At 65.8% G+C, this 25,380-nt stretch carries 25 protein-coding genes; 16 read left to right on the top strand and 9 right to left on the bottom strand.

What is annotated here, in order from left to right:
• A partial coding sequence (locus WBQ44_RS19120) for an NAD(P)H-dependent flavin oxidoreductase (RefSeq protein WP_495568247.1) occupies window positions 1-996 on the top strand: 996 nt, incomplete at its 5' end.
• A gap of 3 nt (window positions 997-999) precedes the next feature.
• Here WBQ44_RS19120 and WBQ44_RS19115 read toward each other — a convergent pair.
• Entirely contained in the window at window positions 1,000-1,908 is a 909-nt protein-coding gene (locus tag WBQ44_RS19115; protein ID WP_495568246.1) for a glycosyltransferase family 2 protein, read from the bottom strand.
• Between the two features lie 248 nt (window positions 1,909-2,156).
• On the opposite strand from WBQ44_RS19115, the gene WBQ44_RS19110 reads away from it, so the two are divergent.
• The gene (locus tag WBQ44_RS19110) at window positions 2,157-2,393 is read left to right on the top strand and encodes a hypothetical protein (protein ID WP_495568245.1); all 237 of its coding nucleotides are present in this window, start codon (window positions 2,157-2,159) and stop codon (window positions 2,391-2,393) included.
• 76 nt (window positions 2,394-2,469) lie between these two features.
• Here the strand turns inward: WBQ44_RS19110 and WBQ44_RS19105 are convergent, their stop codons facing one another.
• The 3 genes from WBQ44_RS19105 to WBQ44_RS19095 are packed head-to-tail and all read right to left on the bottom strand — an operon-like array spanning window position 2,470 to window position 6,355.
• Window positions 2,470-4,053: a long-chain-fatty-acid--CoA ligase gene (locus WBQ44_RS19105; RefSeq protein WP_495568244.1), complete on the bottom strand. Its 1,584-nt coding sequence runs from the start codon at window positions 4,051-4,053 to the stop codon at window positions 2,470-2,472.
• Entirely contained in the window at window positions 4,053-5,147 is a 1,095-nt protein-coding gene (locus tag WBQ44_RS19100) for an acyl-CoA dehydrogenase family protein (protein ID WP_495568243.1), read from the bottom strand. Before WBQ44_RS19100 ends, WBQ44_RS19105 begins: the two co-directional genes overlap by 1 nt.
• A gap of 14 nt (window positions 5,148-5,161) precedes the next feature.
• Window positions 5,162-6,355, bottom strand: a complete 1,194-nt coding sequence (locus WBQ44_RS19095; protein WP_495568242.1) for an acyl-CoA dehydrogenase family protein — start codon at window positions 6,353-6,355, stop codon at window positions 5,162-5,164.
• A gap of 156 nt (window positions 6,356-6,511) precedes the next feature.
• Between WBQ44_RS19095 and WBQ44_RS19090 the strand changes: the two genes are divergently transcribed.
• From WBQ44_RS19090 to WBQ44_RS19045, 10 genes are all read left to right on the top strand, one after another.
• The gene (locus WBQ44_RS19090) at window positions 6,512-6,700 is read left to right on the top strand and encodes a ferredoxin (protein WP_495568241.1); all 189 of its coding nucleotides are present in this window, start codon (window positions 6,512-6,514) and stop codon (window positions 6,698-6,700) included.
• Window positions 6,701-6,747: 47 nt separating this feature from the next.
• On the top strand, window positions 6,748-7,674 hold the full coding sequence (locus WBQ44_RS19085; RefSeq protein ID WP_495568240.1) for a 3-oxoacyl-ACP reductase: 927 nt from the start codon (window positions 6,748-6,750) through the stop codon (window positions 7,672-7,674).
• 100 nt (window positions 7,675-7,774) lie between these two features.
• Window positions 7,775-8,539, top strand: a complete 765-nt coding sequence (locus WBQ44_RS19080) for an MlaE family ABC transporter permease (RefSeq protein WP_495568239.1) — start codon at window positions 7,775-7,777, stop codon at window positions 8,537-8,539.
• 11 nt (window positions 8,540-8,550) lie between these two features.
• Window positions 8,551-9,402, top strand: a complete 852-nt coding sequence (locus WBQ44_RS19075) for an MlaE family ABC transporter permease (RefSeq protein ID WP_495568238.1) — start codon at window positions 8,551-8,553, stop codon at window positions 9,400-9,402.
• 7 nt (window positions 9,403-9,409) lie between these two features.
• Entirely contained in the window at window positions 9,410-10,558 is a 1,149-nt protein-coding gene (locus tag WBQ44_RS19070; protein ID WP_495568237.1) for an MCE family protein, read from the top strand.
• Window positions 10,555-11,577: an MCE family protein gene (locus WBQ44_RS19065; protein ID WP_495568236.1), complete on the top strand. Its 1,023-nt coding sequence runs from the start codon at window positions 10,555-10,557 to the stop codon at window positions 11,575-11,577. The genes WBQ44_RS19070 and WBQ44_RS19065 overlap by 4 nt, the downstream gene beginning before the upstream one ends.
• Window positions 11,564-12,619, top strand: coding sequence for an MCE family protein (locus WBQ44_RS19060; RefSeq protein WP_495568235.1), 1,056 nt, complete (start codon window positions 11,564-11,566; stop codon window positions 12,617-12,619). Before WBQ44_RS19065 ends, WBQ44_RS19060 begins: the two co-directional genes overlap by 14 nt.
• Before the next feature lies 1 nt (window position 12,620).
• Window positions 12,621-13,862 (top strand): MCE family protein, encoded by a 1,242-nt coding sequence (locus tag WBQ44_RS19055; RefSeq protein WP_495568234.1) that lies wholly within the window; start codon window positions 12,621-12,623, stop codon window positions 13,860-13,862.
• Between the two features lie 2 nt (window positions 13,863-13,864).
• Entirely contained in the window at window positions 13,865-15,073 is a 1,209-nt protein-coding gene (locus WBQ44_RS19050) for an MCE family protein (protein ID WP_495568248.1), read from the top strand.
• Window positions 15,070-16,491, top strand: a complete 1,422-nt coding sequence (locus WBQ44_RS19045) for an MCE family protein (RefSeq protein ID WP_495568233.1) — start codon at window positions 15,070-15,072, stop codon at window positions 16,489-16,491. Before WBQ44_RS19050 ends, WBQ44_RS19045 begins: the two co-directional genes overlap by 4 nt.
• Before the next feature lie 4 nt (window positions 16,492-16,495).
• Here the strand turns inward: WBQ44_RS19045 and WBQ44_RS19040 are convergent, their stop codons facing one another.
• Window positions 16,496-17,437 (bottom strand): alpha/beta hydrolase, encoded by a 942-nt coding sequence (locus tag WBQ44_RS19040; RefSeq protein ID WP_495568232.1) that lies wholly within the window; start codon window positions 17,435-17,437, stop codon window positions 16,496-16,498.
• A 390-nt stretch (window positions 17,438-17,827) separates the two neighbouring features.
• On the opposite strand from WBQ44_RS19040, the gene WBQ44_RS19035 reads away from it, so the two are divergent.
• Entirely contained in the window at window positions 17,828-18,295 is a 468-nt protein-coding gene (locus WBQ44_RS19035) for an Rv1363c family protein (RefSeq protein ID WP_495568231.1), read from the top strand.
• Window positions 18,292-18,777 carry an Rv1363c family protein gene (locus WBQ44_RS19030; RefSeq protein ID WP_495568230.1) on the top strand — a complete coding sequence of 162 codons (486 nt, stop codon included), beginning with the start codon at window positions 18,292-18,294 and terminating at the stop codon, window positions 18,775-18,777. Before WBQ44_RS19035 ends, WBQ44_RS19030 begins: the two co-directional genes overlap by 4 nt.
• Window positions 18,778-18,780: 3 nt before the next feature.
• On the opposite strand, the gene WBQ44_RS19025 is transcribed toward WBQ44_RS19030, so the two are convergent.
• Together WBQ44_RS19025 and WBQ44_RS19020 are read right to left on the bottom strand one after the other, a co-directional pair.
• A complete protein-coding gene (locus tag WBQ44_RS19025) occupies window positions 18,781-20,235 on the bottom strand; it encodes an alpha,alpha-trehalose-phosphate synthase (UDP-forming) (protein WP_495568229.1) in 1,455 nt (484 codons plus the stop codon).
• Between the two features lie 53 nt (window positions 20,236-20,288).
• Window positions 20,289-20,462, bottom strand: a complete 174-nt coding sequence (locus WBQ44_RS19020; RefSeq protein WP_495568228.1) for a hypothetical protein — start codon at window positions 20,460-20,462, stop codon at window positions 20,289-20,291.
• 200 nt (window positions 20,463-20,662) lie between these two features.
• On the opposite strand from WBQ44_RS19020, the gene WBQ44_RS19015 reads away from it, so the two are divergent.
• Both WBQ44_RS19015 and WBQ44_RS19010 read left to right on the top strand, forming a co-directional pair.
• Window positions 20,663-22,384 (top strand): ABC transporter ATP-binding protein, encoded by a 1,722-nt coding sequence (locus WBQ44_RS19015; protein ID WP_495568227.1) that lies wholly within the window; start codon window positions 20,663-20,665, stop codon window positions 22,382-22,384.
• Complete coding sequence (locus WBQ44_RS19010; protein WP_495568226.1) at window positions 22,381-24,123, top strand: ABC transporter ATP-binding protein; 1,743 nt, start codon at window positions 22,381-22,383, stop codon at window positions 24,121-24,123. Before WBQ44_RS19015 ends, WBQ44_RS19010 begins: the two co-directional genes overlap by 4 nt.
• Before the next feature lie 154 nt (window positions 24,124-24,277).
• Here WBQ44_RS19010 and WBQ44_RS19005 read toward each other — a convergent pair whose 3' ends face one another.
• Both WBQ44_RS19005 and WBQ44_RS19000 read right to left on the bottom strand, forming a co-directional pair.
• Complete coding sequence (locus WBQ44_RS19005) at window positions 24,278-24,928, bottom strand: hypothetical protein (RefSeq protein WP_495568225.1); 651 nt, start codon at window positions 24,926-24,928, stop codon at window positions 24,278-24,280.
• Window positions 24,929-24,964: 36 nt separating this feature from the next.
• Window positions 24,965-25,380, bottom strand: a 416-nt coding sequence (locus WBQ44_RS19000; RefSeq protein WP_495568224.1) for a general stress protein CsbD, incomplete at its 5' end; no start/stop codon positions are given.

Here is a 25,380-nt window from a genome sequence, read left to right as displayed (position 1 = left end):
CGGTTCAACGACGCGGACGAGCTCGACGCGGTCCTGACCTGGATGGACGAGAACACCGACGGCAAGCCATACGGCGTGGACATCGTCATGCCTGCCAAGATCCCCACCGAGGGCGCGTCGGTCGACCTGGATCAGCTGATTCCCACTGAGCACCGTGCGTTCATCGATCGCACCCTCGCAGAGCTCGGGGTGCCGCCGCTCGGTGCCGATGCGGTGCGTAACGAGGGCGTTCTGGGGTGGTTGCACTCGGTGGCTCGTTCGCACGTCGACGTGGCGCTTCGGCATCCGATCAAGCTGATCGCCAACGCGTTGGGTTCGCCGCCGAACGACGTCGTCGAGCAGGCCCACCGGCACGGCGTGCCCGTCGCCGCGTTGGCGGGCACGGCCGAACACGCACGCAGGCATGTCGGCAACGGCGTCGACATCGTCATCGCTCAGGGGTACGAAGCAGGGGGTCATACCGGTGAGATCGCGTCGATGGTGCTTCTTCCCGAGATAGTCGACGCAGTGGGCGGCGAGGCGAGTGTGCTCGCGGCCGGCGGCATCGGCAGTGGGCGTCAGGTGGCTGCCGCGTTGGCGCTGGGTGCGCACGGGGTGTGGATGGGGTCGACGTGGCTCACGGCGGCGGAGTACCGGTTGGGCGCGCGGCACGAGGGTAAGCCGTCGGCCATGCAGGAGGCGCTGCTCGCTGCCACGTCGAGCGACACCGTGCGCACCAGGATCTATTCGGGCAAGCCCGCCCGGCTGCTCAAAACCAAGTGGACCGACGCGTGGAACAGGCCTGAGGCGCCGGATCCGTTGCCGATGCCGTTGCAGAACATTCTGGTCAGCGAAGCGCACCAGCGAATCAACGATGCCGAGAACCCGGATGTCGTTGCGATGCCGGTTGGTCAGATCGTCGGACACATGAACGAGATCAGGCCCGTGGCGGACATCGTCGCCGAACTGGTCGGCGGCTTCGAGGACGCAGTGACGAGATTGTCGGCTATTCGCTGACGATCAGCCGGTCGACTGGGTTGCCTGCGTGACGGTGACCGAGGCGGCGTCGGCGGTTACGGGCAGCATGCGCGACCTCGTCGGCCCGATGAGGTAGCGCAGGGAGTAGCGACGCTTCGCCGGATCGTACGGCCGGTATACCGCGTAGACCAGAATGTGCCACCACCAGTGCAGACGCAGCGCCTTGTGCTTTTCGGGGGTCATCGCGCCGTGGTGTTCGAAGGTGCGGATGCCGCAGTCGATGTATTCGTGGAACTGCGTCGGCGGAGTGAGAGCTCGGCGCGGAGAGACGTCGACGTTCATGTTCGACAGCTGAGCAATCCGTACATCGACGGCTCCGAGGCACAAGGCGAGATCGAGGTCCTCGTGCAGGTGCCCGTCGGTGCTGACCAGGTTCTCGACGCGTCGCCACGCGGTGCGCCTGATGGCCATGTTGGCACCGTGCAGGTTCTGGACTTCTCGTCCGCCGCCGATGGCGCCCTTCCTCAGGTGGCGGCCGAACCACCAGGCCTCGAGGCCGCGGACGGGGGAGTCGTACGGCAGGTTGAGGCCCGTGACGGCGCCGACGTGTGCGCGCTCAGCCCCAAGGTGGTCGAGGATCGCGCGGGCCCAGCCCGGTCGCACGCGGGTGTCCGCGTCGACGCGACCGAGCACGTCACCGGTGGCCGCTCGGAAGCCCGCGTTGCGTGCGTGTGCGACGCCCGGGGCGGTCTCGACGAGGAGTTTGACCTTCGGTTCGGTTGCCATGAAGGCGCGAACGACGGCTGCCGTGCGGTCGGTGGAGTTGTTGTCCACGACGATGATCTCGTGCAGATCGTCGCTCTGGGCGACGAGAGACTTCAGGCAGAGACCGATGTACGCCTCTTCGTTGTATGCGGGTACCACGACGGACAGGGTCTCGGCACGAGTCACGGAGGCGGGCATAGTGCTTCAAAAGTAACTCATCGGACGAGGCCCGTCGAATCCAAACAATGTGTTGCACAATGAAACCCGTCGATAGGACCGTGTGGTAGGGGTTAATCCGGGCAATCGGTCGGTTTCGTAAGGGTGGTGCTCGCTGTCGACGACGTGGCCGGTACCCCGTCCTTCACCGATATCGGGCGTGGTCGACCACTAGGCTGACGCGGGAAAAGAGTGCATCTACCGAATGGAGACGAGCAGTGGCTTCCGCGATCGCAGTGGGCGACCTGGTACAGGCGAGCGGTCATGCCGGACCCTGGAAGGTGCTCGAAATCCGTCAGGGACGCGCCCTGCTCGAACACCACGGTGGACACCGCCTCTCCGTCCGCACCACCACGCTGTCCGTTGTACGCAAGGCCGTGCCCGCAGAGGCCGCCGCTAACGAAACGGCAGCATCCGCGGCGACGGAACCCGGGTCGCCCACCTTGTTCGACTGACCGCTCAACGCTCGCGGCTTCGGCGCAGCTGCCGCTGGGCCGTAGACCGGCGCTTGAACTCGGCCAGCACTGAGTATCACCGGGCGGGGCGACTGCCAATCGATTTATCGAGTTCGCGGCGCTCCGCCTCAGACAGCAGCCGGAACTCGCTGCCGGCACCCTCGGCCAGCCAGATCGGATCGTCGGTGTTCCATCTCTGCTGCTGAAGACGACGCGCCAGAATCTTGTGGCTCGCGGTGCGGGGCAGTTCGGTGCACACTCGCACGAGGTGTGGATGCGCCCGAGCCGACAGGTCCGATTGCGCGGCCAAGAAACCGGCGAACCCGTCCATGACGTTGCTCGGCGCGACGATCGCTGCCATCACCCGATCGCCCGGGCCTGCTGCAGGCACTCCGTAGACACTGACGGCCTCGACCCCGCTGTGTCGGAGCAGGATTCGCTCGATCGGTGCGGAGCCGAGGTTCTCGCCGCCGACTCGCAACCAGCCCGACGAGCGGCCCGCGAAGTACGCGTACCCGTCGACGTCCGCGTAGGCCAGATCGCCGCTGTAGTACATGCCGTGCCGCATCCGGTCGGCTTCGGCCTCGGGGTCGTCGTAGTAGCCGCAGAACATGCCGGGTCCCGACGTATTGACGAGCTCACCGACGGCATCGCTTTCGTTGAGCAGAGCTCCATGCTGGTCGAACAGTGCTGAAGCGCAACGTGACCCGTCCACTGCATGTATCTCGACGCCGTCGGGAAGTGGCCCTAGAGCGCCGGGTGGAGTGTCGGGGGTCCGCGCAATCGAGACTCCGCCCTCGGAAGATCCGAATCCGTCGACCACGCGCACCCCGAACCGCTCGGCGAAGTGCGCTGCGGCGCCCGGCGTCGCCTCGTTGCCGTATGCGACGCGCAGGGGATTGTCCCGATCGTCGGGTCGCTGCGGCGTCTGCAGAACGTACGAGAGCGGAGTGCCGACATAGTTGGCGTACGTGGCTCCGAAGGCGCGCACGTCGGAGAAGAATCCCGATGCCGAGAACGTGCGTCGGAGAGCCAGATTCGCACCCGACGCCAGTGCCACCGACCACCCGGCCATCACGGCGTTGGAGTGGAACAACGGCATCGACACGTAGACCGTGTCCTGTGGGCCCAGGTCGAACCGCTCGGCCAGCATGCGTCCAGGTGCCGCAACCTTGCTGTGGGTGCACCGAACCGCCTTCGGATCGCCGCTGGTTCCGGAGGTGAAGACGAGCATCATGAGCTCGTCGACGACCGGTGTCATGGCCGGCCCGGCCGACATTCGAGCCCGCCAGTCCGCGGAGGTGGCGTCGAACGAGGGCGTCGAGAGCGTGCCGATACGTGCGGTGTCCGTGAGCACGAATCGACAGTGAGTCCGGCGCGCATCCTCGACGAGCGCTGCGGCGGAACGCGTCGAATTCAGCCCGACGAGGACGAACCCGCCGAGCGCCGCGGCCCCGAGAAGGTACGAGAATTCCGGGATGTTGTCCAGAAGCACTCCGACATGCCGCGGGGAGGTCTCGTCGAGCATTCTGTCGATGGAGCTCGCCCATCGACGTGAAATATCCACGTGCTCGGCCCAAGTCACCCGACGGTTCTCGAACAGCAGGGCGGTGTCGTGGTCGTCCCGGCGCGCGAGTAGCAGGTCGGCGACGGTGTCCATCAGGCAGGAACGGTGGCGAGCGACCGGCCGAGGCGTCTGAGTTGCGCAGTTGCCCCGCCGTAGGCGAACTCGGAGCGTTTGGCTGCGAGGAAGTACCGGTGCACGGGATGGTCGCGATCGAGGCCGACGCCGCCGTGTACGTGCACCAGCGTGTGCGCCACCCGGTGACCGGCCTCCGCCGCCCAGAATTTCGCGATGGCCACCTCGTCGTCCGCAGGGTGTCCTGCCGACAGCGCCCATGCGGCCTTCCACATCGTCAGCCGTGCGCCCTTGACGTCGATGTACGCGTCGGCCAGCCGCTGCGCCACCGCCTGAAAGCTGCCGATGGGCTTACCGAACTGCACGCGCTCACGGGCGTATTCGGCGGTGACGCGGAGGGACTCCTCGAGGACGCCCACCTGATAGGCGCACGTGCCGAGGGTCGCATGCGTCAGGAGGCGCCGTATCAAGTCCGGATGCGATAGTCGCCGGTCAGTATCCAGCGCAACGGAGTTCACTTCGACGATGCCCATGCTGCGAATGTCGACCCCGGACTGCGAGACGACGCCGACTCCGGGGTCGTCTCGGCGCACGAGGAAGACACCGTCGGTGGTGGTGATCAGGAAGCCGTCGGCGGCGGGGGCGCTGTCGACGCACATCTTGGCGCCGGTGAGCGACCAACGGTCGCCTCGTGGCTCGGCCCGCAGGAGTGGATCGAGGGGGTCGTCGCCGTGTTCCTCGTCGAAGGCCAGCGACAGCATCGACGTGCCCGCGGCTGCCGGCGTCGCCCACTCGGTGCATTGTTCGGGTGACCCGAAGTCCGCGATGGCAGCGGCCGCCGCGCTGTGGACGACGAACGGGACCGCAGCGAGGCCGCGCCCGAGTTCGGTTGCGATGGATGAGGATTCGAGAATGCCGTAGCCGTCGCCACCGATGTTCTGGGGCAACGCCGCCGAGAGAACACCTGCCTGCGCGAGCGCCTGCCACAGCGTCGTGTCGATGGCGTCGGGGTGCACGTCGAGACGCCGCTGCACATCGTTGGTGCTGTGCTTGGCGACGATGTCGCGGGTGAGCCCGGCCAGGTCACGCTGGGCTTCGGTGGTGGTGAAATCCATGGCTCTACTCCTGATCAGCGAGCGGAAGCGGGCAGTCCGAGCGCGGCCATACCGATGATGTCGCGCTGTACCTCGTTGGTGCCGCCGCCGAAGGTGAGGATCAGCGACGAGCGGTGCAGGCGTTCGAGTCGGCCGTGCAGTTGGGCGCCGGGTGATCCCTGCCGGAGGGTGGCGGAGGGTCCGAGAATTTCCATCATGGTTCGGTACGCCTCGGTGGCGAGCTCGGTGCCGTAGACCTTGTTGGCAGAGGCGTCGGCCGGACCGGGCGTGTGCGCCGAGCCGGCGATGTCCCAGTTGAGGAGTTCGAGGTACGACACCTTCGCCTGCACCCGGGCCAGCGCGATTCGAACCCATTCCTCGTCGATGACGCGGGTGCCGTCGGGCCGCTTGGTGTTCTGCGCCCACGCGCGGATCTCGCGCAGCGACGCGACGAGCGGGCCGGCGGAGGTCAATGCGACGCGTTCGTGGTTGAGCTGATTGGTGATGAGCGACCAGCCGCGATTTTCTTCCCCGACGAGTGCGCTGCGCGGTACGCGTACGTCCTGGTAGTAGGTGGCGCTGGTGTCGGGCCCCGCCATCGTGTGGACGGGCGTCCAGGAGAAGCCGTCGGCGTCGGTGGGCACGATGAGCATGCTGATGCCGCGGTGCTTCTTCGCGCCGGCGTCGAGGGTGGACGGGTCGGTCCGGCAGGCGAGCCAGACGTAGTCGGCGTACTGGATCAGGGAGGTCCACATCTTCTGACCGTTGATGACGAAATCGTTTCCGTCGTGCACAGCGGTGGTGCGTAGTGAGGCCAGATCGGTGCCGGCGCCCGGCTCGGAGTAGCCGATGGAGAAGTGCAGTTCGCCCGCCGCGATCCGCGGGAGGAAATATGCCTTCTGTTCCTCGGTGCCGAACGCCATGATCGTCGGCGCGACGCTGTTGATCGTCAGAAATGGAACAGGGGCGCCTGCGACGGCTGCCTCGTCGGTGAAGATGAGCTGTTCCATGGCCGATCGAGCCTGTCCGCCGAACTCCTCGGGCCATCCGAGAGCGAGCCAACCGTCCTTGCCCATCTGCCGCACGACGTCGCGGTAGACCGTGCCCTCGCCGTATTCACCTGACGTCGAGCTCAGTGCAAGGCGCCGTTCCGGGGTGATGAGGGTGGCGAAGTAGGCGCGCAGTTCGCTGCGGAGCGCAGCCTGCTCGTCCGTGTACGCGATGTGCATGAAGCGCCTCGTTTCTGCAACACGTTCCAGGTTGGTCGAATCATTGCACACTGGGTGTAACGGGTTCTAGTGTGACTACGTCCCCGTGCATCGAAAGTGCTGTTGGGGCGACATTAAGTGCACACGGGCGACGGAGTCGCACGAAAGGAGCAAGCAATGGTCGAGGTGGACTTCGATTTGTGCGAAGCCAATGGTGTGTGCGTCGGGCTGGCTCCGGAGGTGTTCGATCTGAACGATGACGACGAGCTGATCGTCTCCGATGCAGACGGGCTTCCGGAGAACCGTGACGCCATCGAGGAAGCGATCGCGGGGTGCCCGCGGGCAGCGCTGCAGTGGAAAGCGTGAGCCGTCGATCCTTGCCTAAAACGAGAACACGTTCTACATTTTAGTCCGTGAGCGATCAACAGGTACGACTGGACGGACGGGTTGCACTCGTCACCGGCGGCGCATCCGGTCTCGGGCGGGCCGAAGCGATCGGACTCGCCCAGGCGGGCGCGAACATCGTGCTCGGTGACATCGCTGCAGGCTCCGCTGCCGACGAGACCGTCGACCTCATCCTCGCGACGGGCTCGGGCGCGACGTTCGTGTCCGGCGATGTGGCCGAACGTTCGACCGCCGACGCCATGTTCGCCGCCGCGCAGGAGCATTTCGGTCGCGTGGACATCGTGGTCAACAATGCCGGGATCGTCCGAGATCGCATGCTGTTCAACATGTCCGACGACGAGTGGGATGCAGTCATTCGGGTCCATCTCCGCGGCCATTTCCTGATGACCCGCAATGCGGGTGCATACTGGCGCGCCGAATCGAAACGGGCGGACGCACCGGTGTACGGCCGGCTCGTCAACACGTCCTCGGAGGCAGGGCTGCTCGGTCCGGAGGGGCAGGCCAACTATGGCGCCGCGAAAGCCGGCATCACGGCACTGACGCTCTCGGCCTCACGCGCGTTGTCCCGATACGGCGTGCGTGCCAACGCGATCTGCCCGCGAGCGCGAACGTCGATGACGGAGAACGTGTTCGGCGCCGCTCCCGACGGTGTCGTGGATCCCCTTGCGCCGGAACACGTCGCAACCCTGGTGCAGTATCTCGCCTCACCCGCGGCCGACGACATCACCGGTCAGGTATTCGTGGTCTACGGCCCGATGGTGGCGTTGATGGCGGCGCCGGTCGTCGAAGAGCGGTTCGATGCCCCGTCGGGTGCATGGACCGCTGCGTCGCTGGCGAACGAACTCGGCGCGCACTTCTCGGGCCGTGATCCGGATCGAACCTTCTCGGCGGGGGCGGCGCTGAACTTGGCACCGCAGGTCGCGGCCGGTACGTGAATCGTCGCATTTTCGCCCGCGCACGAGTGCGAAGCGTCAGAATGAGAACGTGTTCTAGTGAACCGGCCGGATTCGATGGACGACCAGCAGGGGAGGGCCAGTGAACGACCTTCTCGCTGTTCCGCTGCGCGCGGTCGGTGCGTTCTTCGACATGGCGTTCTTCACTCTGCGGGCGGTGTTCTCGCGTCCCTTCCAGCGCAGGGAGTTCGTCGATCAGGCCTGGTTCATCGCACGCGTTTCCATGGTCCCGACCGTGTTGGTGGCCGTCCCGTTCACCGTCCTCGTGAGCTTCACCATCAATATCCTGCTGCGTGAAATCGGTGCCGCCGACCTCAGTGGTGCAGGCGCAGCCCTCGGAGCCGTCACACAGGTCGGCCCCATCGTCACCGTGCTCATCGTCGCGGGGGCAGGCGCCACGGCCATCTGCGCGGACCTCGCAGCGCGCACCATCCGCGAAGAGATCGACGCGATGCGTGTCCTCGGTATCAACCCGATCCACCGACTCGTGGTTCCCCGAGTGCTCGCGTCGACCGTCGTCGCCCTGCTGCTCAACGGACTGGTGTGCACCATCGGCATCCTCGGCGGCTTCGTGTTCTCGGTCTTCCTGCAGGGAGTCAACCCAGGGTCGTTCGTCAGCGGTATCACTCTGCTCACCGGTTTCGGCGAGCTCGTCGTCTCGCAGGTCAAGGCAGGGTTGTTCGGCATGATCGCCGGATTGGTCGCATGCTTCCTCGGGCTGAACGTCAAGGGCGGCGCAAAGAGTGTCGGCGACGCCGTCAATCAAACCGTCGTCTTCGCCTTCATGGCGCTCTTCGTCGTCAACGTCGTCGTCACCGCCGTCGGCATCAAGTTGACGGCCGGATGAGGGGGCGTTGAATGGCCCTCGCTGCAGCAGGCCGATTTCCGCTGACGCGTAGGCGAGTGGCACGGGCTTCAGGCTCGGTCGACCGTCTGGGCGATCAGACCATCTTCTTCCTGCGGGCCCTCGGATCGGTTCCGCGGGCGGCCGTCCGCTACAAGAGGGAAACGCTGCGCCTCGTGGCCGAGATCAGCATGGGCTCCGGCGCACTCGCCGTCATCGGCGGCACCGTGGTCATCGTCGGGTTCCTGACGCTATTCGCAGGTGGAACCATTGCCGTGCAGGGGTTTTCGTCACTCGGCAACATCGGTGTCGAGGCGCTCACGGGATTCTTCGCCGCCTTCATCAATGTGCGTATCGCGGCGCCCGTCATCGCCGGGATCGGCCTCGCCGCCACCATCGGTGCCGGTTCGACGGCGCAGCTGGGCGCGATGCGTGTCTCGGAGGAGATCGACGCCCTCGAGTCGATGGCCATTCCGTCCATCCCGTACCTCGTCAGCACGCGGGTACTGGCGGGCATGGTTGCCATCGTGCCGCTGTACTCCCTCGCCGTGATCGCGTCGTTCGTCGCCAGCCGGTTCGCGACGGTGGTGATCTACGGTCAGTCGTCCGGGGTGTACGACCATTACTTCGACACCTTCCTCATCCCGACGGACATCCTGTGGTCGTTCGCGCAGGCCATCGTCATGGCGCTCGCGGTGATGCTGATCCACACCTATTACGGCTACACCGCGAGCGGCGGCCCCGTGGGTGTCGGTGTGGCAGTGGGCAATGCGGTCCGTGCCTCGCTCATCGCCGTCGTCACGGTGACGTTGTTGATCTCGCTCGCCGTCTACGGCAGCTCCGGCAACTTCAACCTCTCCGGCTAGGCGCGTGATGAAGAAGCTCGCCGCAGCCGGATTGGTTCTCGCGATCGTCGCCGTCGTGGCCTTCGCGCTCACGACATTCGCCGGCGGCTTCACCTCGACGGTTCCGGTGACCGTCACCTCCGATCGGGCCGGACTCGTCATGGACCCACAGGCCAAGGTCAAGTTGCGCGGTGTCGAGGTCGGCCGGGTCGCGTCCATCGAACACGACGACGGCGCCGCACGCATTGTCCTCGCGCTCGACCCGTCGACACTGTCGTTGATTCCGGCCAACGCGGGCGTGGAGATCAAGTCCACGACGGTGTTCGGCGCCAAGTACGTCAACTTCGTCGTTCCCCCCGACCCGTCGTCGAGCAGCATCGAGGCCGGAGCCGTCATCTCCGCCGACAGCGTGACCGTCGAATTCAACACGCTGTTCCAGCACCTGTCGGAGGTGCTGCAGAAGTTGGAACCGGACAAGCTCAACGCGACGCTGGGCGCGGTGTCGTCCGCTCTGCGGGGGAGGGGTGATCAACTGGGCGAACTCGTCGCCGACACGGATTCGTATCTCGAGACGATGAATCCTAGTCTCCCTGCGCTGCAACGAGACCTGTCCGCTTCCGCCGTCGTCACCAACGTGTACGCCGACGCGACCGGCGACCTCATGCGGGTACTCGACAACGCGACCGCCACCTCGGCCACCATCGTCGGTGAGCAGGCCAACCTCGATCTGCTGCTGATGAACGTCACCGGGCTCGCCGACACCGCGGGAGCCGTCCTCGCCGAGAACGAGCAACCGCTGAACACCGCCCTGGGAACGTTGACCGAAACCACGACCCTGCTCGACGAGTACTCGCCGGCTCTGACCTGCTTCCTCGTCGGCTTGAACAACGGCCGACTCGCATTCGGTCCGCTCGCCGGAGCCGGAGACAGTGCGTCGATCCAACTGAGTTCGAGCTTCTTGCTGGGCGACCCCGCGTACACGGTGGAGAAGGACCTGCCCAAGATCGCGGCATCGGGCGGACCGAACTGCCACGGCCTGCCCGACTTCGACCCCAAGCAGGGGCCCGCGCCGTTCGTCGTCGCGGACACCGGAACTCAGCCCTACATTCCGTCGACGCAACCGTCCGTCAACGTACCGACCATCTTCCAGTTCCTGTTCGCCGGAGCGTGGCCATGAGGGGCAATGCGGTCAAGCTGTCGATCTTCGCGTTCGTGATGGTGGTGATCTTCGGGGCGTTGGCGGTGGTGTTCAGTCAGTACCGCTTCGGCAGCACCGACGAGTACCGCGCGGTGTTCACCGACGCGTCAAGTCTGCAGTCGGGGGACAAGGTGCGCATCGCAGGCGTTCCCGTGGGCGCGGTGCAGGGCGTCGACGTGGCCGATGGGCTCGCCGAGATCGACTTCGACGTGGACTCGAAATATCGGCTCCTCACCAGTACGGCAGCCACCGTCCGCTACGAGAACCTCGTCGGTGACCGCTATCTCGAACTGCTCGAGGGGCCGGGGAGCGTCGACGAACTACCCGGCGGTGGCACCATTCCGGTGGAGCAGACGGCTCCTGCGCTGGACCTCGACCTACTTCTCGGTGGGTTCAAACCTCTGTTGCGGGGGTTGGACCCGCAGCAGGTCAACGATCTGTCGGCGGCTCTGCTCCACGTACTGCAGGGCCAAGGCGGGACGCTGGTGTCTCTGCTCGGTAACACCGGCTCGTTCACCGATACGCTCGCCGACCGCGACCAACTCATCGGCGACGTCATCACCCACCTCGAGACGACTCTGAGCACGATCGACGACCAGGGCGATCAGTTCACCACGACGATCGACTCGTTGCAGCAGTTGGTCAGCGGGCTCGCCGAGGATCGAAGCCCCATCGGGGACGCGATCCCCCGCATCGATTCCGCAACAGCCGACCTCGCCGGCCTCCTGCAGGCGACGCGGCCCGACATTCAGTCGATGATCGCCGAGGCCGGCCGCACCGCGACCCAACTCGACCTCGGCAAGGACAACATCGACCGGGTCCTGACGAGGCTACCCAGCGACTACAAGAAACTGATACGCGTCGGCTCGTACGGCAGCTTCTTCCAGTTCTACCTGTGTTCCAACACTTTCAAGCTGTCCGGTCCCGACGGCCGTACCCTTCTGGTGCCGACGGCGAAGCAGGACACGGGGAGGTGCGCTCCGAATGGACAGAACTAGGAATCCTGTCCAGGTCGGTGTCATCGGCATTGTTCTGGCCGTGTGCATCGTGCTCGCGACGCTGCAGTACGACCGGTTGCCCTTCCTGTCCGCGGGCACCGTCTACTCGGCCTCGTTCCTCGATGCGGGTGGACTCGTGGTCGGCGACGACGTCATGGTCGCCGGTGTCACCGTCGGCTCGGTCGAGAAGATCGAACTGTCCGGGCGCGAGGTACGCGCCGAGTTCACCGTTCAGGAGAACATCGAACTGGGCGACGCGACGACGGTCGACATCAAGACCAACACGATCCTCGGCCGCAAGTCACTGAAAGTTGCTCCTGCGGGCGAAGGTTCGATCGGTGCACACGACACCATCCCGTCGAGCCGAACCAATTCGCCCTATTCGCTGACCGAGGCGCTCGGCGACCTCGGCACCACCGTCTCCGAGCTGGACACTGCGCAGCTCGGCGACGCGATGAACGTCGTTTCGGACACCTTTGCGGAGACTCCACCCGAGCTCACCGCCGCGCTCGACGGTGTGTCTCGGCTGTCGGAGAGCATCAATTCTCGCGACGAGAGCCTGTACGACCTGCTCGAGCGCGCCGAAAGCGTCACGGGCATATTGGCGGAGCGCAGCGGGCAGATCAACCAGCTCATTCTCGACGGCAACGAACTGTTCGGCGAGCTCGACCGCCGGCGCACCGCGATCAGTCAACTGATCACGCACATTTCGGCGGTGTCGCGGCAGCTGACAGCGCTGGTTCAGGAGAACCAGGCCCAGCTCGGTCCTACCATGGACAAGCTCAATTCAGTTGTGGCCGTGCTGCAGAAGAACAACGAGAACATCGCGGCCGCCCTCGACGGTCTCGGTCCGTACATCAGTGCACTCGGCGAATCGGTCGCCAGCGGGCCGTTCTTCAACGCCTACATCCAGAACATCCTGCCGAGTTCGTGGTGGAAGACCGTCGTCGACAGTGTTGTTGCGCCAGAACAGCTGCCGGGCACGCTGGCGGATCTCCTTCCCAAGAACGCGCCACCCATCCTGAAACCAGCGGGGCAGTGACATGAAAACGAAGAAGACCCTCGGTCTCGTTGCCGGCGTACTCGTTCTGGCGTTGGTCGCCTCCGGCTACCTCCTGTACAGGTCGATGACGCAGCGCACCGTCGTCGCGATGTTCTCCTCGACGACCGGACTGTACGAGGGCGACGCCGTCCGCGTGCTGGGCGTCGACGTGGGCAAGGTGACCGCAATCGATCCGCAGGGTGAGAGTGCATCCGTGACGATGAAGATCGACGGCGACATCGACGTCCCCGCCGATGCGAAAGCGGTGATCATCGCGCAGAGCCTGGTGTCGGCGCGGTTCGTGCAGTTGACGCCCGTCTATGCGGGCGGACCCCAACTTGCCGACAGCGCAACGATTCCCATGGAACGCACAGCGGTACCCGTCGAATGGGACGAAATCAAAACCGAGCTGACGAAGCTGTCCACGGCGCTCGGCCCGGACGGCGTGGACGGGCAGGGGCCGGCGGGGAGATTCATCGACACCGCAGCGGACAACCTCGACGGCAACGGTGCATCGCTGCGGGCGACGCTGACCGAACTCTCCGACACCATGGCGGTGCTGTCCAACGGGCGTACCGACCTGTTCGGTGTCATCCGTAACCTGCAGGCGTTCGTCGGCGCGCTGTCGAACAGCAACGAGCAGATCGTCCAGTTCGGTGGCCGACTGTCCTCGGTGTCCCAGATGCTCGCGCAGAGCTCCGACGACTTCGGCACCGCGATGACCGATCTGAACATCGCCGTCGGGGAGGTGCAGCGCTTCATCGCCGACAATCAAGCAGGTCTCGTCGAGGGCGTCGCCAGACTCGCCGACGCCACAGCGGTGCTCACAACCAAACGCCCGGAGATCGAACGCGTGCTGCACGCCGGCCCGAACGCGCTCGCCAACTTCAACAACATCTATCAGCCCGCCCAGGGAACGCTGACGGGTGCGATCGCGGCGAACAACTTCGGCAATCCCATCAACTTCGTCTGTGGCGCTGTCGCGGGCATCGAGAATGCGACGTCCGAGCGCAGCGCCGCCCTGTGCAAGCAGTACCTCGGGCCGGTGCTGAGCTCGCTGGTGTTCAATTATCCAGCGTTCCTGGCCAATCCGATCATGGGCGTCGACGCCTTCGAGAATCAAATCGTCTACACCGAGCCCGGCCTCGAACGAGCGGCGCCGCCCGCACCCTCTCCTCCCGAACCCGAGATGCCGACTGTGCAGGTGCCCAGCTTGGACGACTTGTTGGGAGGAGGACGGTGAGGATCACTGCGGGAAGGAAGGCTCGCGTGACGGCGGTGACGTGCGCATTGGCGTTCACGCTGGCGGGTTGTCAGTGGGACGGCCTGAATTCGCTTCCGCTACCCGGCACCGAGGGCCGCGGTGACGGTGCCTACCTGGTGCAGGTACAGATGCCGAATGTGACGACGCTGTCGCAGAATTCGCCGGTGATGGTCGACGATGTGACGGTCGGTAGCGTCGACGCCATCGAGGTGCAGAATTGGCACGCTTTGGTGACGGTGGCGCTGAACGCCGGGGTCGAGTTGCCGGAGAACGTCACCGCCAAGATCGGGCAGACGTCGTTGCTCGGATCCCAGCACCTCGCACTCGTCGTGCCCGAGGACGCCGAGGGCCGCTTGGAACCCGGCGACGTCGTTCCGTTGGAGCGAGCGGGTGCCTACCCGACCACCGAGGAGACGCTGTCGTCGTTGTCGGTGGTGCTCAACGGGGGCGGGCTGGCCCAAATCCAGGACATCACGACCGAGCTGAACAACGCGATCGGAGGTAGGGAGGATTCGTTCCGCGATCTCCTTCCGCGGCTCGACGAGTTGGTGACCAGTCTTGACGATCAGCGCGGGGACATCATCGACGCGATGAGCGGGATCGATCGGCTCGCGGTCAACGTGCAGAACCAGAACGCCACGTTGACAAGGGCATTGAACGAGGTGCCGCCCGCTCTGGACGTGCTGACAGCGCAGCGTCCCGATATCACCACAGCCTTCACCTCGCTCGGCGCGATGAGCGACGTCGTCTCGCGGCTCGTCGAGTCGTCGGGGCAGGACCTGGACACCAACATCACGAGCCTCACTCCGGTGCTGCGCGCTCTGGCCGACTCGGGCAACGCGTTGACCGATGTGCTGTCGGTGCTGCTGACCTACCCGTTCCCGCAGGAAGGCATCGACAACGTCATTCGCGGTGACTACGCCAATCTCGCGATGACCATCGACCTCTCGCTCCCGCGCATCGACGCGAACTTCCTGACGGGCACTCCGCTGGCAGGCCGGATGGGTGGCCTCGAAGGTGCACTCGGAACGCAGGCAGCTCCCACGGCGGCGTCTGCCACCGATCCGCTTCGCGGTCCCGTTGCGCCGAACCTGCAGATCCCCGGTCTGCCGCCCATCGAACTGCCCCAAATACCGATGCCCCAGATACCAGGCCTGCCCATCCCCGGTGTGGGGGTACCCGCGCCATGATGCTCACCAGGTTCGTCCGCGCGCAGCTGATCATTTTTTCAATCCTCACCGTCATCGGCTTGCTCGTCATGGCGACGAGGTATGTCGGCGCGCCCGCACTCGTCGGCATCGGTCGCATCGGCGTCACCGTCGAACTCGAGACGACGGGTGGCCTCTATCCGTTCGCCAACGTCACCTACCGCGGTACGACAGTCGGGGAGGTCGAGCGGGTGCGGCTCACCCAGGACGGCGTCGACGCGTCGCTGTCCATCGACAGTTCCTTCGACATACCCGCCGATGTCGAAGCGCAGGTCAAGAGCGTGTCCGCGATCGGTGAGCAGTACGTGGACCTGATTCCGACCAGCGGTAGCGGCCCGACGCTGACGGACGGCGATGTCATTCCGGCCGAACGCACTTCGGTGCCGCAGGACGTGGGGCCCATGCTGGATCAGGCCGACGTGCTGCTGGCGAGCATCTCCGACACTCGGCTACAGACCGTCGTCGACGAATCGTTCCAGGCGTTCAACGGAACCGGGCCCGAGCTAGCGCAACTCATCGACTCGACGCGACTGTTCGTGCAAGAAGCCCAGGCCAATGCCGAACAGACGACAACACTGCTCGATCAGGCCGGCCCGCTGCTCGACGGTCAGGTGGTGAGCAGCGACGCGATCCGATCGTGGACGAGCAACCTCGCCACCTTCACCGACCAATTGCGTGCCAGCGACCCCGACCTTCGCGACGTGCTGGCCAAGGCCCCGTCCGCCGCCACGGAAGCGAACACGCTGTTCCAGAACCTACGGCCGACCCTGCCGCTCCTGGTGGCCAACCTCGTCAGCGTCGGCGAAGTGGGCGTCATCTACAACGCCGGAATCGAACAGATTCTGGTGCTGTACCCGCCGGTCACCGCAGCGCTCGTGACCGCAGCCGGTAGCGGCCCCGCCGACGAAGGTGCCATCGTCGACTTCCAGCTCGAAGTCAACGACCCACCGGCGTGCACCACCGGGTTTCTGACGCCCGAGCAGCGGCGCGACCCCAACGACCTCACCGTCCCCGACAGCCCGCCCGACCTGTTCTGCAAGGTGAGTCAGAACGACAGCACCGCCGTCCGTGGTGCCCGAAATCTCCCGTGCATGGAAGTGCCAGGGCGACGCGCACCGACCCCCGAACTGTGCCGCGAGGGCTACGTGCCCCTGGGTAACAACCCGCCCTGGGGGCCGATCGAACCGAACGAACCGTCGTACACCGAAATCCCCAGCGGCGACAGCAGTATTGCGCCGGCGAATTACTCGGGCAGCATTGAGGGCGCCAGCGCTGCACGGCCGTACGACCCCAACACCGGCATGTACGTCGCGCCCGGCGGGACCGCGTACCACCAACCGGCGCTCGGCGAGGTCGACGACCTACATGGCTTGATGACGGTCCAGCAGGAGGTCGGGTGAAGCGTCAGAGATTGCGGGCAGCGAAATCCACCGCGAGCCGCAACACTTCTCGGCCCTCCGGCAACGCGCCGGCCAGAACGGGGAACGCGTGAACCTGACCCCGCCACAGATGCGTCTCGACGACCTGGCCCGCATCTTCGAGCTTGCGCGTCATTGCCTCGACGTCCGGTCGCATCAACTCGTACTGCGCCGACGACAGAAACACGGGTGGGAACACCGACGGATCGGCATCGATCGGCGATGCAGCTCCGGGAATGGCGTCCGGGCCGTTCATCCAGCGATCCTCGAGCGCGAGCACCTGCTTCATCGGCAGGTACGCGTCCTTCTTCATGAATTTCCGCGGGTGGCTCTTCAGATCGAGATTGAGCAGCGGCGAAAAGCCCAGCACCGCGGCAGGTGGAGTCAGGCCCTCCAGCACGGCGATCTCGGCGACCTTCATTGCGAGATAGCCGCCGGCCGAATCTCCTGCGACGATGATCTTCGACGGGTCGGTGACGCTGTCGAGTGCGGCCCGATAGGCGACCATGGCGTCGAAGATGGACGTCCCGATTCCGCCGTGCGGGATCTGCCGGTACTCGACGGAGTACACCGGAATGCCGGCGCGCGCAGCAATCGTCGCGCACGCCGTGCGATGCGTCGCCAATCCGCAGAACACGAATCCGCCGCCGTGGAAATACAGCACCGTCGCGCCGTCGAGAGAGCCGGTGGCATTCCGCGGGTGCGTCGTCTTCTCGCAGGGAACGCCGCCGAGCTTCACCTGTTCGATAGTGACGCGGGGAGGCTTCGGCAAGCGGTCGACCGCACGGTCCAGTTGTGCGATGGCCCTGATGCCGCCGTCGGTGAGCGGCCACATGCTCAGCGTCGGCTTGAGCGTCACCTTCATCGCAGCCGACAGAAAGCGTGCCTGACGGCTGACGTCGTCGTGCCAGTTGAGCGTGTGCGTCATCTTCCGGCGGTCCTCTCGTTCACACGATCTTCGACGAACGACGCTATCAGCAGAGATAACGAGTTCCAGTGCGGGTGTGCGGCATCGAGCCTGAAATGCAATATCGCCAATGGCCACCGAGGGTAACCGGTTCTAGTTAGCATGACGGCGACCGAATCGACGAGAAAGGGTGTCATGGACAACGACGCGCCGGCTCCACCCGGAGCACGCCCACGTCGGCGAGCAGTCCGTCCAGCGGGCCCGGTCTCGGGTGCCTCGGCCACAGTCACGGCAGAGCCTGCGAAGACAGGGGCTGCGACGACAGAGCTTCCGAAGACAGAGCTTCCGACAACAGAGCCCGATCCGGAACCCACCGCTCCTGATAGCCGTCGTCGGCTCGGTCGAAGCAGGGTGCTGACGGCGTTGTTCGTTTTTGTCGTGCTCGCGCTGTCGGCAGCGTGTGTCTATTTTGCCTTGGGGCTGCGGACGGCAAATGCCGACGATGCCAGGGCCGAGGAGTTCGTGCAGACCGCGCGGCAGACCGTGCTCAATCTGACCACCATTCACCCGGATTCGGCGCAAGCCGACGTGGACCGCCTGCTCGCCGGCGCGAGCGGCGATTTCAAGGCCGAATTCGAGGGGCGCGAGGGCCCGTTCGTCGAGGTGGTTCAGCAGGCCCGCGTGGACTCCAACGGTGAGATCATCGAGGCCGGTATCGAGAACAGCGGGGAGGACTACGCCGAGGTGTTGGTCGCGGCCCGGGCGATGGTGCAGAACTCGGATGCCGAGCAGCCGCAACCACGCGACTTCCGGTTGCGTATCCGGGTCGTCGACGACGGCGGCGTGATGACCGCGTCGAGAGTGGAGTTCGTGCCGTGACCGTTTCTCGTACTGCGCTGCGCGCGTTGGCCGTCGTCGTGGTGCTCGCGTTGGCCGTCGGCGTCGGCGTGCTGTTTCATCAGTACCGGCAGTCGCAGCACACCGAGCAGGCGCGAACCGACGCGGTCGATGCCGCACGAGCTCAGGCCACCGCGATGCTCGCCTACGATTTCGGCGGCGTCGACGACCAGTTGGGTTCTGCAGCAGAGGGTTTGACGGGCGACTTCCGCGACGAGTACACCACGCTCGTCACCGATGTCATCGCACCGGCAGCGAAGGAGAAGTCACTGACGGTGCAGGTCACCGTTCAGGGCGCGGCCGTGGTGGACGCCGAACCCGAATCGGCCACCGTGCTGCTGTTCCTCAACCAGATCACCACGAGTTCCGAAGCCCCCGAGGCCGCCAGCAGTGGCAGCCGGGTGCGGATGACCATGGACAAGGTCGACGGCCGATGGCTGACCAGCAAGCTCGAGCCGATCTGACCGTCAGCGGGAGACCGTGGCCCCGCCGTCCTCGGGTGGGTTGGACAGTGCGTTGAGGAATGCGCGAGCCCACCGGTCGACATCGTGGGCCAATACCTGGCGCCGCATCGCGCGCATGTGCCGTCGGCCCGCTTCGGGCTCTTGTTCCAGTGCGGACACGATGGCGTCCTTGACGCTGTCGAGGTCGTGCGGGTTGCACAGGTACGCCTGGCGCAATTCGGCTGCAGCGCCGGTGAATTCGCTGAGCACCAGTGCGCCGCCCAGTTCGCTGCGGCTCGCGACGTACTCCTTGGCGACCAGGTTCATCCCGTCACGTAGCGGAGTGACGAGCATGACGTCGGCCGCGAGGTAGTACGCGATGAGGTCGTCGCGGGGAATGGGCCGGTGGACGTAGTGCACCGCCGGTCGGCCGACCTGGCCGTACTCGCCGTTGATGCGTCCGACCTGTTGCTCGATCTCGCCGCGCATCGCTTTGTAGCTCTCGACGCGTTCGCGGCTGGGGGTGGCGACCTGAACGATGACGTTCTCCGCCGGATCGACGCGGCCCTCTTCGAGCAGTTCGCGGTAGGCGTTGAGCCGAACGTCGATGCCCTTGGTGTAGTCGAGTCGGTCGACGCCCAGCATGATTCGCTTGGGGTTGCCGAGTTCCTTGCGCAGCTGCCTGGCACGGTCGCGCACAGTCTTGGACCGCGACTTCTCGTCGAGGTCGCCGGAGTCGATGGAGATCGGGAAAGCACCGACGCGGACCGTGCGGAATCCGACCTGAACTGATCCGAGCCTCGATCGCACGCCTACGGTGCCGCGGGACGTCACCTGGCCCGCCAGTCGCCGAGCCAGGTACAGGAAGTTCTGCGCGCCGCCGGCCAGATGGAAACCGATGAGGTCGGCGCCGAGGAGGCCCTCGACGATCTCGGTGCGCCACGGCATCTGCATGAACAGTTCCACCGGCGGGAACGGGATGTGCAGGAAGAAGCCGATGGTCAGGTCGGGGCGCAGCATTCGCAGCATCTTCGGAACGAGCTGCAGCTGATAATCCTGAATCCAGACCGTGGCGCCCTCGGCGGCCGCCGCGGACGTCGTCTCGGCGAACCGACGGTTGATCTCGACGTAGGCGTTCCACCACGAGCGGTCGTACACCGGCTTGACGATGACATCGTGGTACAGCGGCCACAGGGTGCCGTTGGAGAAGCCCTCGTAGTAGTCGGCGACTTCCTTCTCGCTCAGCTTGACCGGGCACAGTTCGAGACCGTCCTCCATGAACGGGTTGACCTCGACGTCCGGCACTCCCGGCCAGCCGACCCATGCGCCGTTGTTGGCACGCAGGATCGGCTCGAGCGCGGTGACGAGTCCTCCCGGGCTCCGCTTCCACCGTGTCTTGCCGTCCGGGAGTGTTTCCAGGTCGACGGGCAGCCTGTTGGCCACTACGACGAAATCCGAGCCCTGCGAGGCGTCAGCCACTGCGGTCCTTTTCTTCTCGGCGGTCGCCGATTCCGGCGACCTAGCGGTGCGAGTCAGACAACCCTCGCTGTGGGTTCGATACCCAGCATTGCCAGAAGCATGCGGCACTCGTCTGCATCGGTGGCATACGCTGCGACGACGCGCTGGGCCTGGCTCGCGGTCTCGTCGGCCAAAGGCTCGATGTCCTCGTCTGCGATGTCGGTTTCGGTGGTCGTGTTGGCGGCCATGATCTTCTCCGTGTTCGTCGGCTGCGGGGGCGAGCGAGAGAAATTTTGCTCGTCGCGCCACGACTCTATGTAAATCGAGCGGTCTCTCGCCACTTTCCGCACGAGGGGAAGCTTCGTGGTCCGCGCCGCAGCGACGCGTCCCGACCGTTCGGGTCGATGCAATAGGGTCTGCGGATGCACTTTCTCCTGCCGGCGGCGTGATGGCCGTGCCTTCTCTCACCGAATCTCCGGCGACCGGCGGCGAGATCCTGCGTCGCACACTTCGGCGTCAGCGCGCACGGATGATCATCTCGTCGCTGTTCTTCTGCGTGCATCAGTTCTGCGAGACGATGGTCCCGGTGGCCATCGGTCTCATCGTCGGGCGGGCCATCGACACCGGGGACGGGCGCGCGATGATCGTGTCGCTGGTCGGGTTGGCCGCGCTGTTCGTCGTGCTGTCGTACGCCTACCGATTCGGTGCGCGCATCATCGTCGTCGCCATCGAGCGTGAAGCGCACATGATGCGCGTCGAGGTGGCGGGCCGAGTGCTTCACCCACGCGGCGTGCGCACCGATCTGGTGTCGGGAGAGCTGCTCACGGTCTCCACCTCCGACGCCGAGAAGACGTCGTGGATCCTCGACGTCGTCGCCCGCACCGTCGCCGCGATCACCGCGACAGTGGTGTGCGCGGTTGCGCTGCTCATCATCGACATCCCGCTCGGGCTCGCCGTCCTGGTGGGCACACCCGTCATCATGTATCTGCTTCAACGCGCCGCGCCCTTGTTGACGCGCACCGCGACGGCGCAGCAGGCGGAAATCGCCCGCGTGTCCGGGATGGCGACCGACCTGGTCAGTGGCGTCCGCCCACTGCGCGGCATCGGTGCAGAAAACGCCGCATCGGAGCGATTCGCCCGAACCAGTCGCACGGCGCTGACCGCGACGCTGAAGATGGCGAAGGCCAACAGCATCTACCTCGGCTTGTCGACGACGGTCAGTGCACTCCTGTCGGTCGGCATCGCCGGCACCGCGGGACTGTTCGCATTGCAGGGCCGCATCTCGGTGGCCGAACTCATCACCGTCGTCGGACTGTCACAGTTCGTCATCGAACCGCTGACAACCATGTCGCGGCTACCCGGTGTCGCGGCCATGGTTCGCGGATCGGCAGATCGGCTGGCGCTGGTGCTTGGCGCCGATCATGTTCTCGGCCAGGGCAATACCCCCGCACCCGAGGCAACGGACATCGCCGTTCGGGGCGTCACCTACCGCTCGCTCGACGGACTCGATCTGGCAGCCGCACCGGGGGAGCTGCTCGGCGTCGTCTCGCTCCGAGCCCAGGATGGTGAAGCATTGGCCGCACTGCTGTCCGGCCAGATCTCGCCCGACGACTACCTCGGCGACATCACCGTCGGCGGCGTCGCGATCGGCGACCTCGGCCTGCCCGAAGTTCGCCGGACGGTGCTCGTCGAACCGCACAACACCGACCTGTTCGCCGGCACGGTGCGCACCAACGTCACCGCCGGGCGCGATCACGCCGACGCAGACCTCGACCGAGTGCTCTCTGCCTCCGCGGCCACCGACGTCGTCGACATGCACGAGCACGGACTCGAGCACACGGTCACCGATCGCGGCGCCAGCCTGTCCGGTGGACAACGTCAAAGAGTGGCTCTCGCACGGGCACTCGCTGTGTCTGCGCCCGTTCTCGTACTGCACGACCCGACGACGGCGGTCGACGCGGTCACCGAGCACGCCATCGCTGCCGGCATCGAGGAGCTCCGGCACACCGGTTCGAATGCTCAGACGACCATCCTGGTCACCACCAGTCCGGCGCTGCTCGCAGTCACGCATCGCGTCGTGGTCGTCGACGACGGGCGGGTCGTCGCCGAGGGCACCCACCACCACCTTGCCGCGAACGACGAGCGTTACCAGGAAACGGTGCTGCGATGACCGAGATTTTGCCCATCGCGACCGGACGGCGCTCCTGGGTTTATGTGAAGAACGAACTGCGCGGTCGACGCGGACCCGCCCTGCTCACCCTCGCCGTCAATGCCGTCGCCGCAGCCATGTCGCTGATCCCCGTCTATGTCTTCGGCGTCCTCGTCGACCGGGTCATCGACGGCGCGCCCACGTCGACGATCGTCACCGTCGTCGCGATCATCACCGTGGCCGCCGTCGTCGGCGGTGTGTTCACCGCGCTCGGGTCGTACCTCATCGGCCGACTGGGCGAAGGCATCCTGGCCTCGCTCCGCGAACGGGTACTCGGCCGCGCCCTGCACCTCCCGGTCGGCACCCTCGAGCGAGTGGGCAAAGGCGACCTGCTTTCTCGCGTCGGCGACGATGTCGCGGTCATGGCCAAGTCCATCGGCGAGGTCATCCCCAACATCGTGTCGGCGTTGCTGCTCGTGGTGTTGAGCGTCGTCGCCATGCTGAGCCTGGATTGGCGGCTCGGCCTGGCTGGAATGGTCGCAATACCCATGTACGTCATGGCACTTCGCTGGTACCTGCCCCGATCGGCGCCGCTCTACGCCGCCGAACGAGTCGCCATGGGTGAGCGGTCGCAGGCGCTCATCAGCAGCATGCAGGGCGCGCGCACCGTCCGCGCCTACGGGCTCGAAGACGCTCACCTCGCCGAAATCGACTCCGCATCCGGCAAGGCGCGCGATATCGGCATTCGGGTGTTCCGCCTCTTCACCCGATTCGGGTCGCGCAGCAACCGCGCCGAGTGCGTCGGCCTGTCCGTCATCCTTGCCGCCGGGTTCATCTTCGTTCAGGACGGCTACGTCACCGTCGGCCAGACCACCGCGGCAGCGTTGCTGTTCCACCGACTGTTCAACCCGATAGGCATGCTCATGTTCTCCTTCGACGACGTGCAATCGGCCGGGGCCAGCCTCGCTCGCCTCGTCGGCGTCATCGACATCCCCGACGGCAGAAGCGTGGGCACAGGGGCTGCGCCGGCTGACGCGACCCTGGAAATCCGCAACCTGCGGCACGCCTACGACACCGAGCACGAGGTACTGCACGGCATCGACCTCACCGTGCACGCGGGAGAGACCGTCGCGCTCGTCGGCTCCACCGGTGCCGGGAAGTCGACCATCGCGGCCATCGCAGCCGGAGCGATCGACGCCTCGTCCGGGCACATCCGGATCGGCGGCGCTTCCCTCGACGCACTCGGCGCCGAGGGACTTCGCAGGCACATCGCGATCGTCAGCCAGGAAGTCCACGTCTTCGCCGGGCCATTGATCGACGACCTCCGACTCGCGCGCCCGGATGCGAGCCACGAGGACGTCGAAGCTGCGCTCACCACCGTCGGGGCAGACGTCTGGGTCGACACCCTGGACGACGGTCTCGACACCGTCGTCGGAGAGGGCGGCCGTGAGTTGACGTCGGCGCAATCGCAGCAACTCGCCCTCGCGCGACTCGTGCTGGCAAACCCGGCCGTCGCTGTTCTCGACGAAGCAACCGCCGAAGCGGGCAGCTCGGGTGCACGCGACCTCGAAGCGGCCGCGGCAGCAGCGACCCGAGGACGCACCACTCTCGTTGTGGCACACCGCCTGACGCAAGCGGCCGCAGCCGACCGTGTCATCGTCCTCGAACACGGCCAGATCCTCGAAGAAGGCCCGCACGACCAACTCGTCGCAGCCGGTGGGCGCTACGCCGAACTCTGGTCGGCCTGGGCGGGGCGGTAGGCGGCTCCGCCGCCGGTGTGCCTTTAGTGTCGTTGGAACAGCACTTTTGACACACGGGTGCGTCAGCGCCCACACACGGACGGCAGCGCCCACATAAAAAAGCCCCGTTGCCCGTGCTGTGCGCGGGCAACGGAGCAAGCGGAAAGTAGAAGCTCTAGGAGTCCTTCTCCGCCTTGAACAGCTTCTCGATGCGGTCGGCTTCGGCTTTCTTGTCCTCGGCCTCTTCCTGGTGGTTCGCAGCATCGGCAAGTTCTGCCTCGGCCGGCGCTGAGGCGACCTTCTCTGTCTTGTCGATCTGCTTCTTCTGCTGCTTGGCTGCGTTCTGCGCGGCTTGGGCGCGCGATGCCGCAACCTCATCGGCCTTCTTCTTCTCTGCGGCGGCCTTGTCGTCGGCCTCTCGAGCGGCCTTCTTCTTGCGCTCCTCGGCGTCCTTGCGTGCCTGCTCCGCGGATTCCTTTGCGGCCTTTGCGGCGGCTTCGCGCTCCTGCTGAGCGGTCTCGCGGGATTCTTTCAGCTTTGCGTCCGCCTTGGCCTGCTTGGCGTCGGCCTCGGCTTCGAGCCGTTTCGCGCGAGCCAAATCGTCGGCGTGGTGCACGGCTGCCGCGCCACGCTCCTGGGCTTCGCGATCGCCGAGAATGCTGCCGACCTTCTTGTCGAGCGACCCGACGGTCCGCTCGTATGCCAACCGGGCAGGTGCTTCGGTACCGAGGGTTTCGACGACGTTGGCTTCGAACAGACCCAGCGGAATCCGCACGAGTTTGTACTGGAACCGAAGAATCGACAGCGGGATGGTGAGAACATTCATGACTGGGGTGCTCCTGTTTCGGTGTGTGCAGCGAGGTCAAGCATTGCGACGGGTCCGCTCGGCTTCGGCGCGCGCAGCTTCTGCGGCGGCGACTTCCCGGCGATGCTCGGCTTCGGCATCGATCTCGTCCTGAGTGGCGGCGATGGAGTCAGCTTGCCCCTCGGCTGCGGCTTCGATCTGCTCGGCTTTCGCGTCGACCTCGGCGTTGGCCACCTCGGCTGCGACGCGACGGTCCTTCTCCTGTTCGGCCGCGGCACGTTGCGCCTGCTGCTCGGCGCGTGCCTGGTTTTCGGAGGCGCGTGCGCTCTCCTCGGCTGCGGCGCGCTGGTCGTCCGAGGCGTTCTTGACGGCCGCGAGATCTTCGCCTGCCTCTTCGGCCTGAGACTGCGCGGCCATTTCGGTGGCCTTCGCTTCCTTTCGCTCGCGCGCCTGCGCGCTCTGTAGCTGGCCTT

Origin of the sequence: Rhodococcus sp. (in: high G+C Gram-positive bacteria) (assembly GCF_049591685.1) — a bacterium.
Lineage (GTDB): Bacteria > Actinomycetota > Actinomycetes > Mycobacteriales > Mycobacteriaceae > Rhodococcoides.
This window is presented reverse-complemented; position numbering and strand designations above follow the sequence as displayed.

What these genes read in the sequence shown, in the direction of transcription:
- WBQ44_RS19105 (WP_495568244.1), bottom strand. Translation starts at nt 4,053, where the DNA reads ATGGACACCGTCGCCGACCTGCTACTCGCGCGCCGGGACGACCACGAC.
- WBQ44_RS19100 (WP_495568243.1), bottom strand. Translation starts at nt 5,147, where the DNA reads ATGGATTTCACCACCACCGAAGCCCAGCGTGACCTGGCCGGGCTCACC.
- WBQ44_RS19095 (WP_495568242.1), bottom strand. Translation starts at nt 6,355, where the DNA reads ATGCACATCGCGTACACGGACGAGCAGGCTGCGCTCCGCAGCGAACTG.
- WBQ44_RS19090 (WP_495568241.1), top strand. Translation starts at nt 6,512, where the DNA reads ATGGTCGAGGTGGACTTCGATTTGTGCGAAGCCAATGGTGTGTGCGTC.
- WBQ44_RS19075 (WP_495568238.1), top strand. Translation starts at nt 8,551, where the DNA reads ATGGCCCTCGCTGCAGCAGGCCGATTTCCGCTGACGCGTAGGCGAGTG.
- WBQ44_RS19070 (WP_495568237.1), top strand. Translation starts at nt 9,410, where the DNA reads ATGAAGAAGCTCGCCGCAGCCGGATTGGTTCTCGCGATCGTCGCCGTC.
- WBQ44_RS19065 (WP_495568236.1), top strand. Translation starts at nt 10,555, where the DNA reads ATGAGGGGCAATGCGGTCAAGCTGTCGATCTTCGCGTTCGTGATGGTG.
- WBQ44_RS19060 (WP_495568235.1), top strand. Translation starts at nt 11,564, where the DNA reads ATGGACAGAACTAGGAATCCTGTCCAGGTCGGTGTCATCGGCATTGTT.
- WBQ44_RS19055 (WP_495568234.1), top strand. Translation starts at nt 12,621, where the DNA reads ATGAAAACGAAGAAGACCCTCGGTCTCGTTGCCGGCGTACTCGTTCTG.
- WBQ44_RS19045 (WP_495568233.1), top strand. Translation starts at nt 15,070, where the DNA reads ATGATGCTCACCAGGTTCGTCCGCGCGCAGCTGATCATTTTTTCAATC.
- WBQ44_RS19040 (WP_495568232.1), bottom strand. Translation starts at nt 17,437, where the DNA reads ATGACGCACACGCTCAACTGGCACGACGACGTCAGCCGTCAGGCACGC.
- WBQ44_RS19020 (WP_495568228.1), bottom strand. Translation starts at nt 20,462, where the DNA reads ATGGCCGCCAACACGACCACCGAAACCGACATCGCAGACGAGGACATC.
- WBQ44_RS19015 (WP_495568227.1), top strand. Translation starts at nt 20,663, where the DNA reads ATGGCCGTGCCTTCTCTCACCGAATCTCCGGCGACCGGCGGCGAGATC.
- WBQ44_RS19010 (WP_495568226.1), top strand. Translation starts at nt 22,381, where the DNA reads ATGACCGAGATTTTGCCCATCGCGACCGGACGGCGCTCCTGGGTTTAT.
- WBQ44_RS19005 (WP_495568225.1), bottom strand. Translation starts at nt 24,928, where the DNA reads ATGAATGTTCTCACCATCCCGCTGTCGATTCTTCGGTTCCAGTACAAA.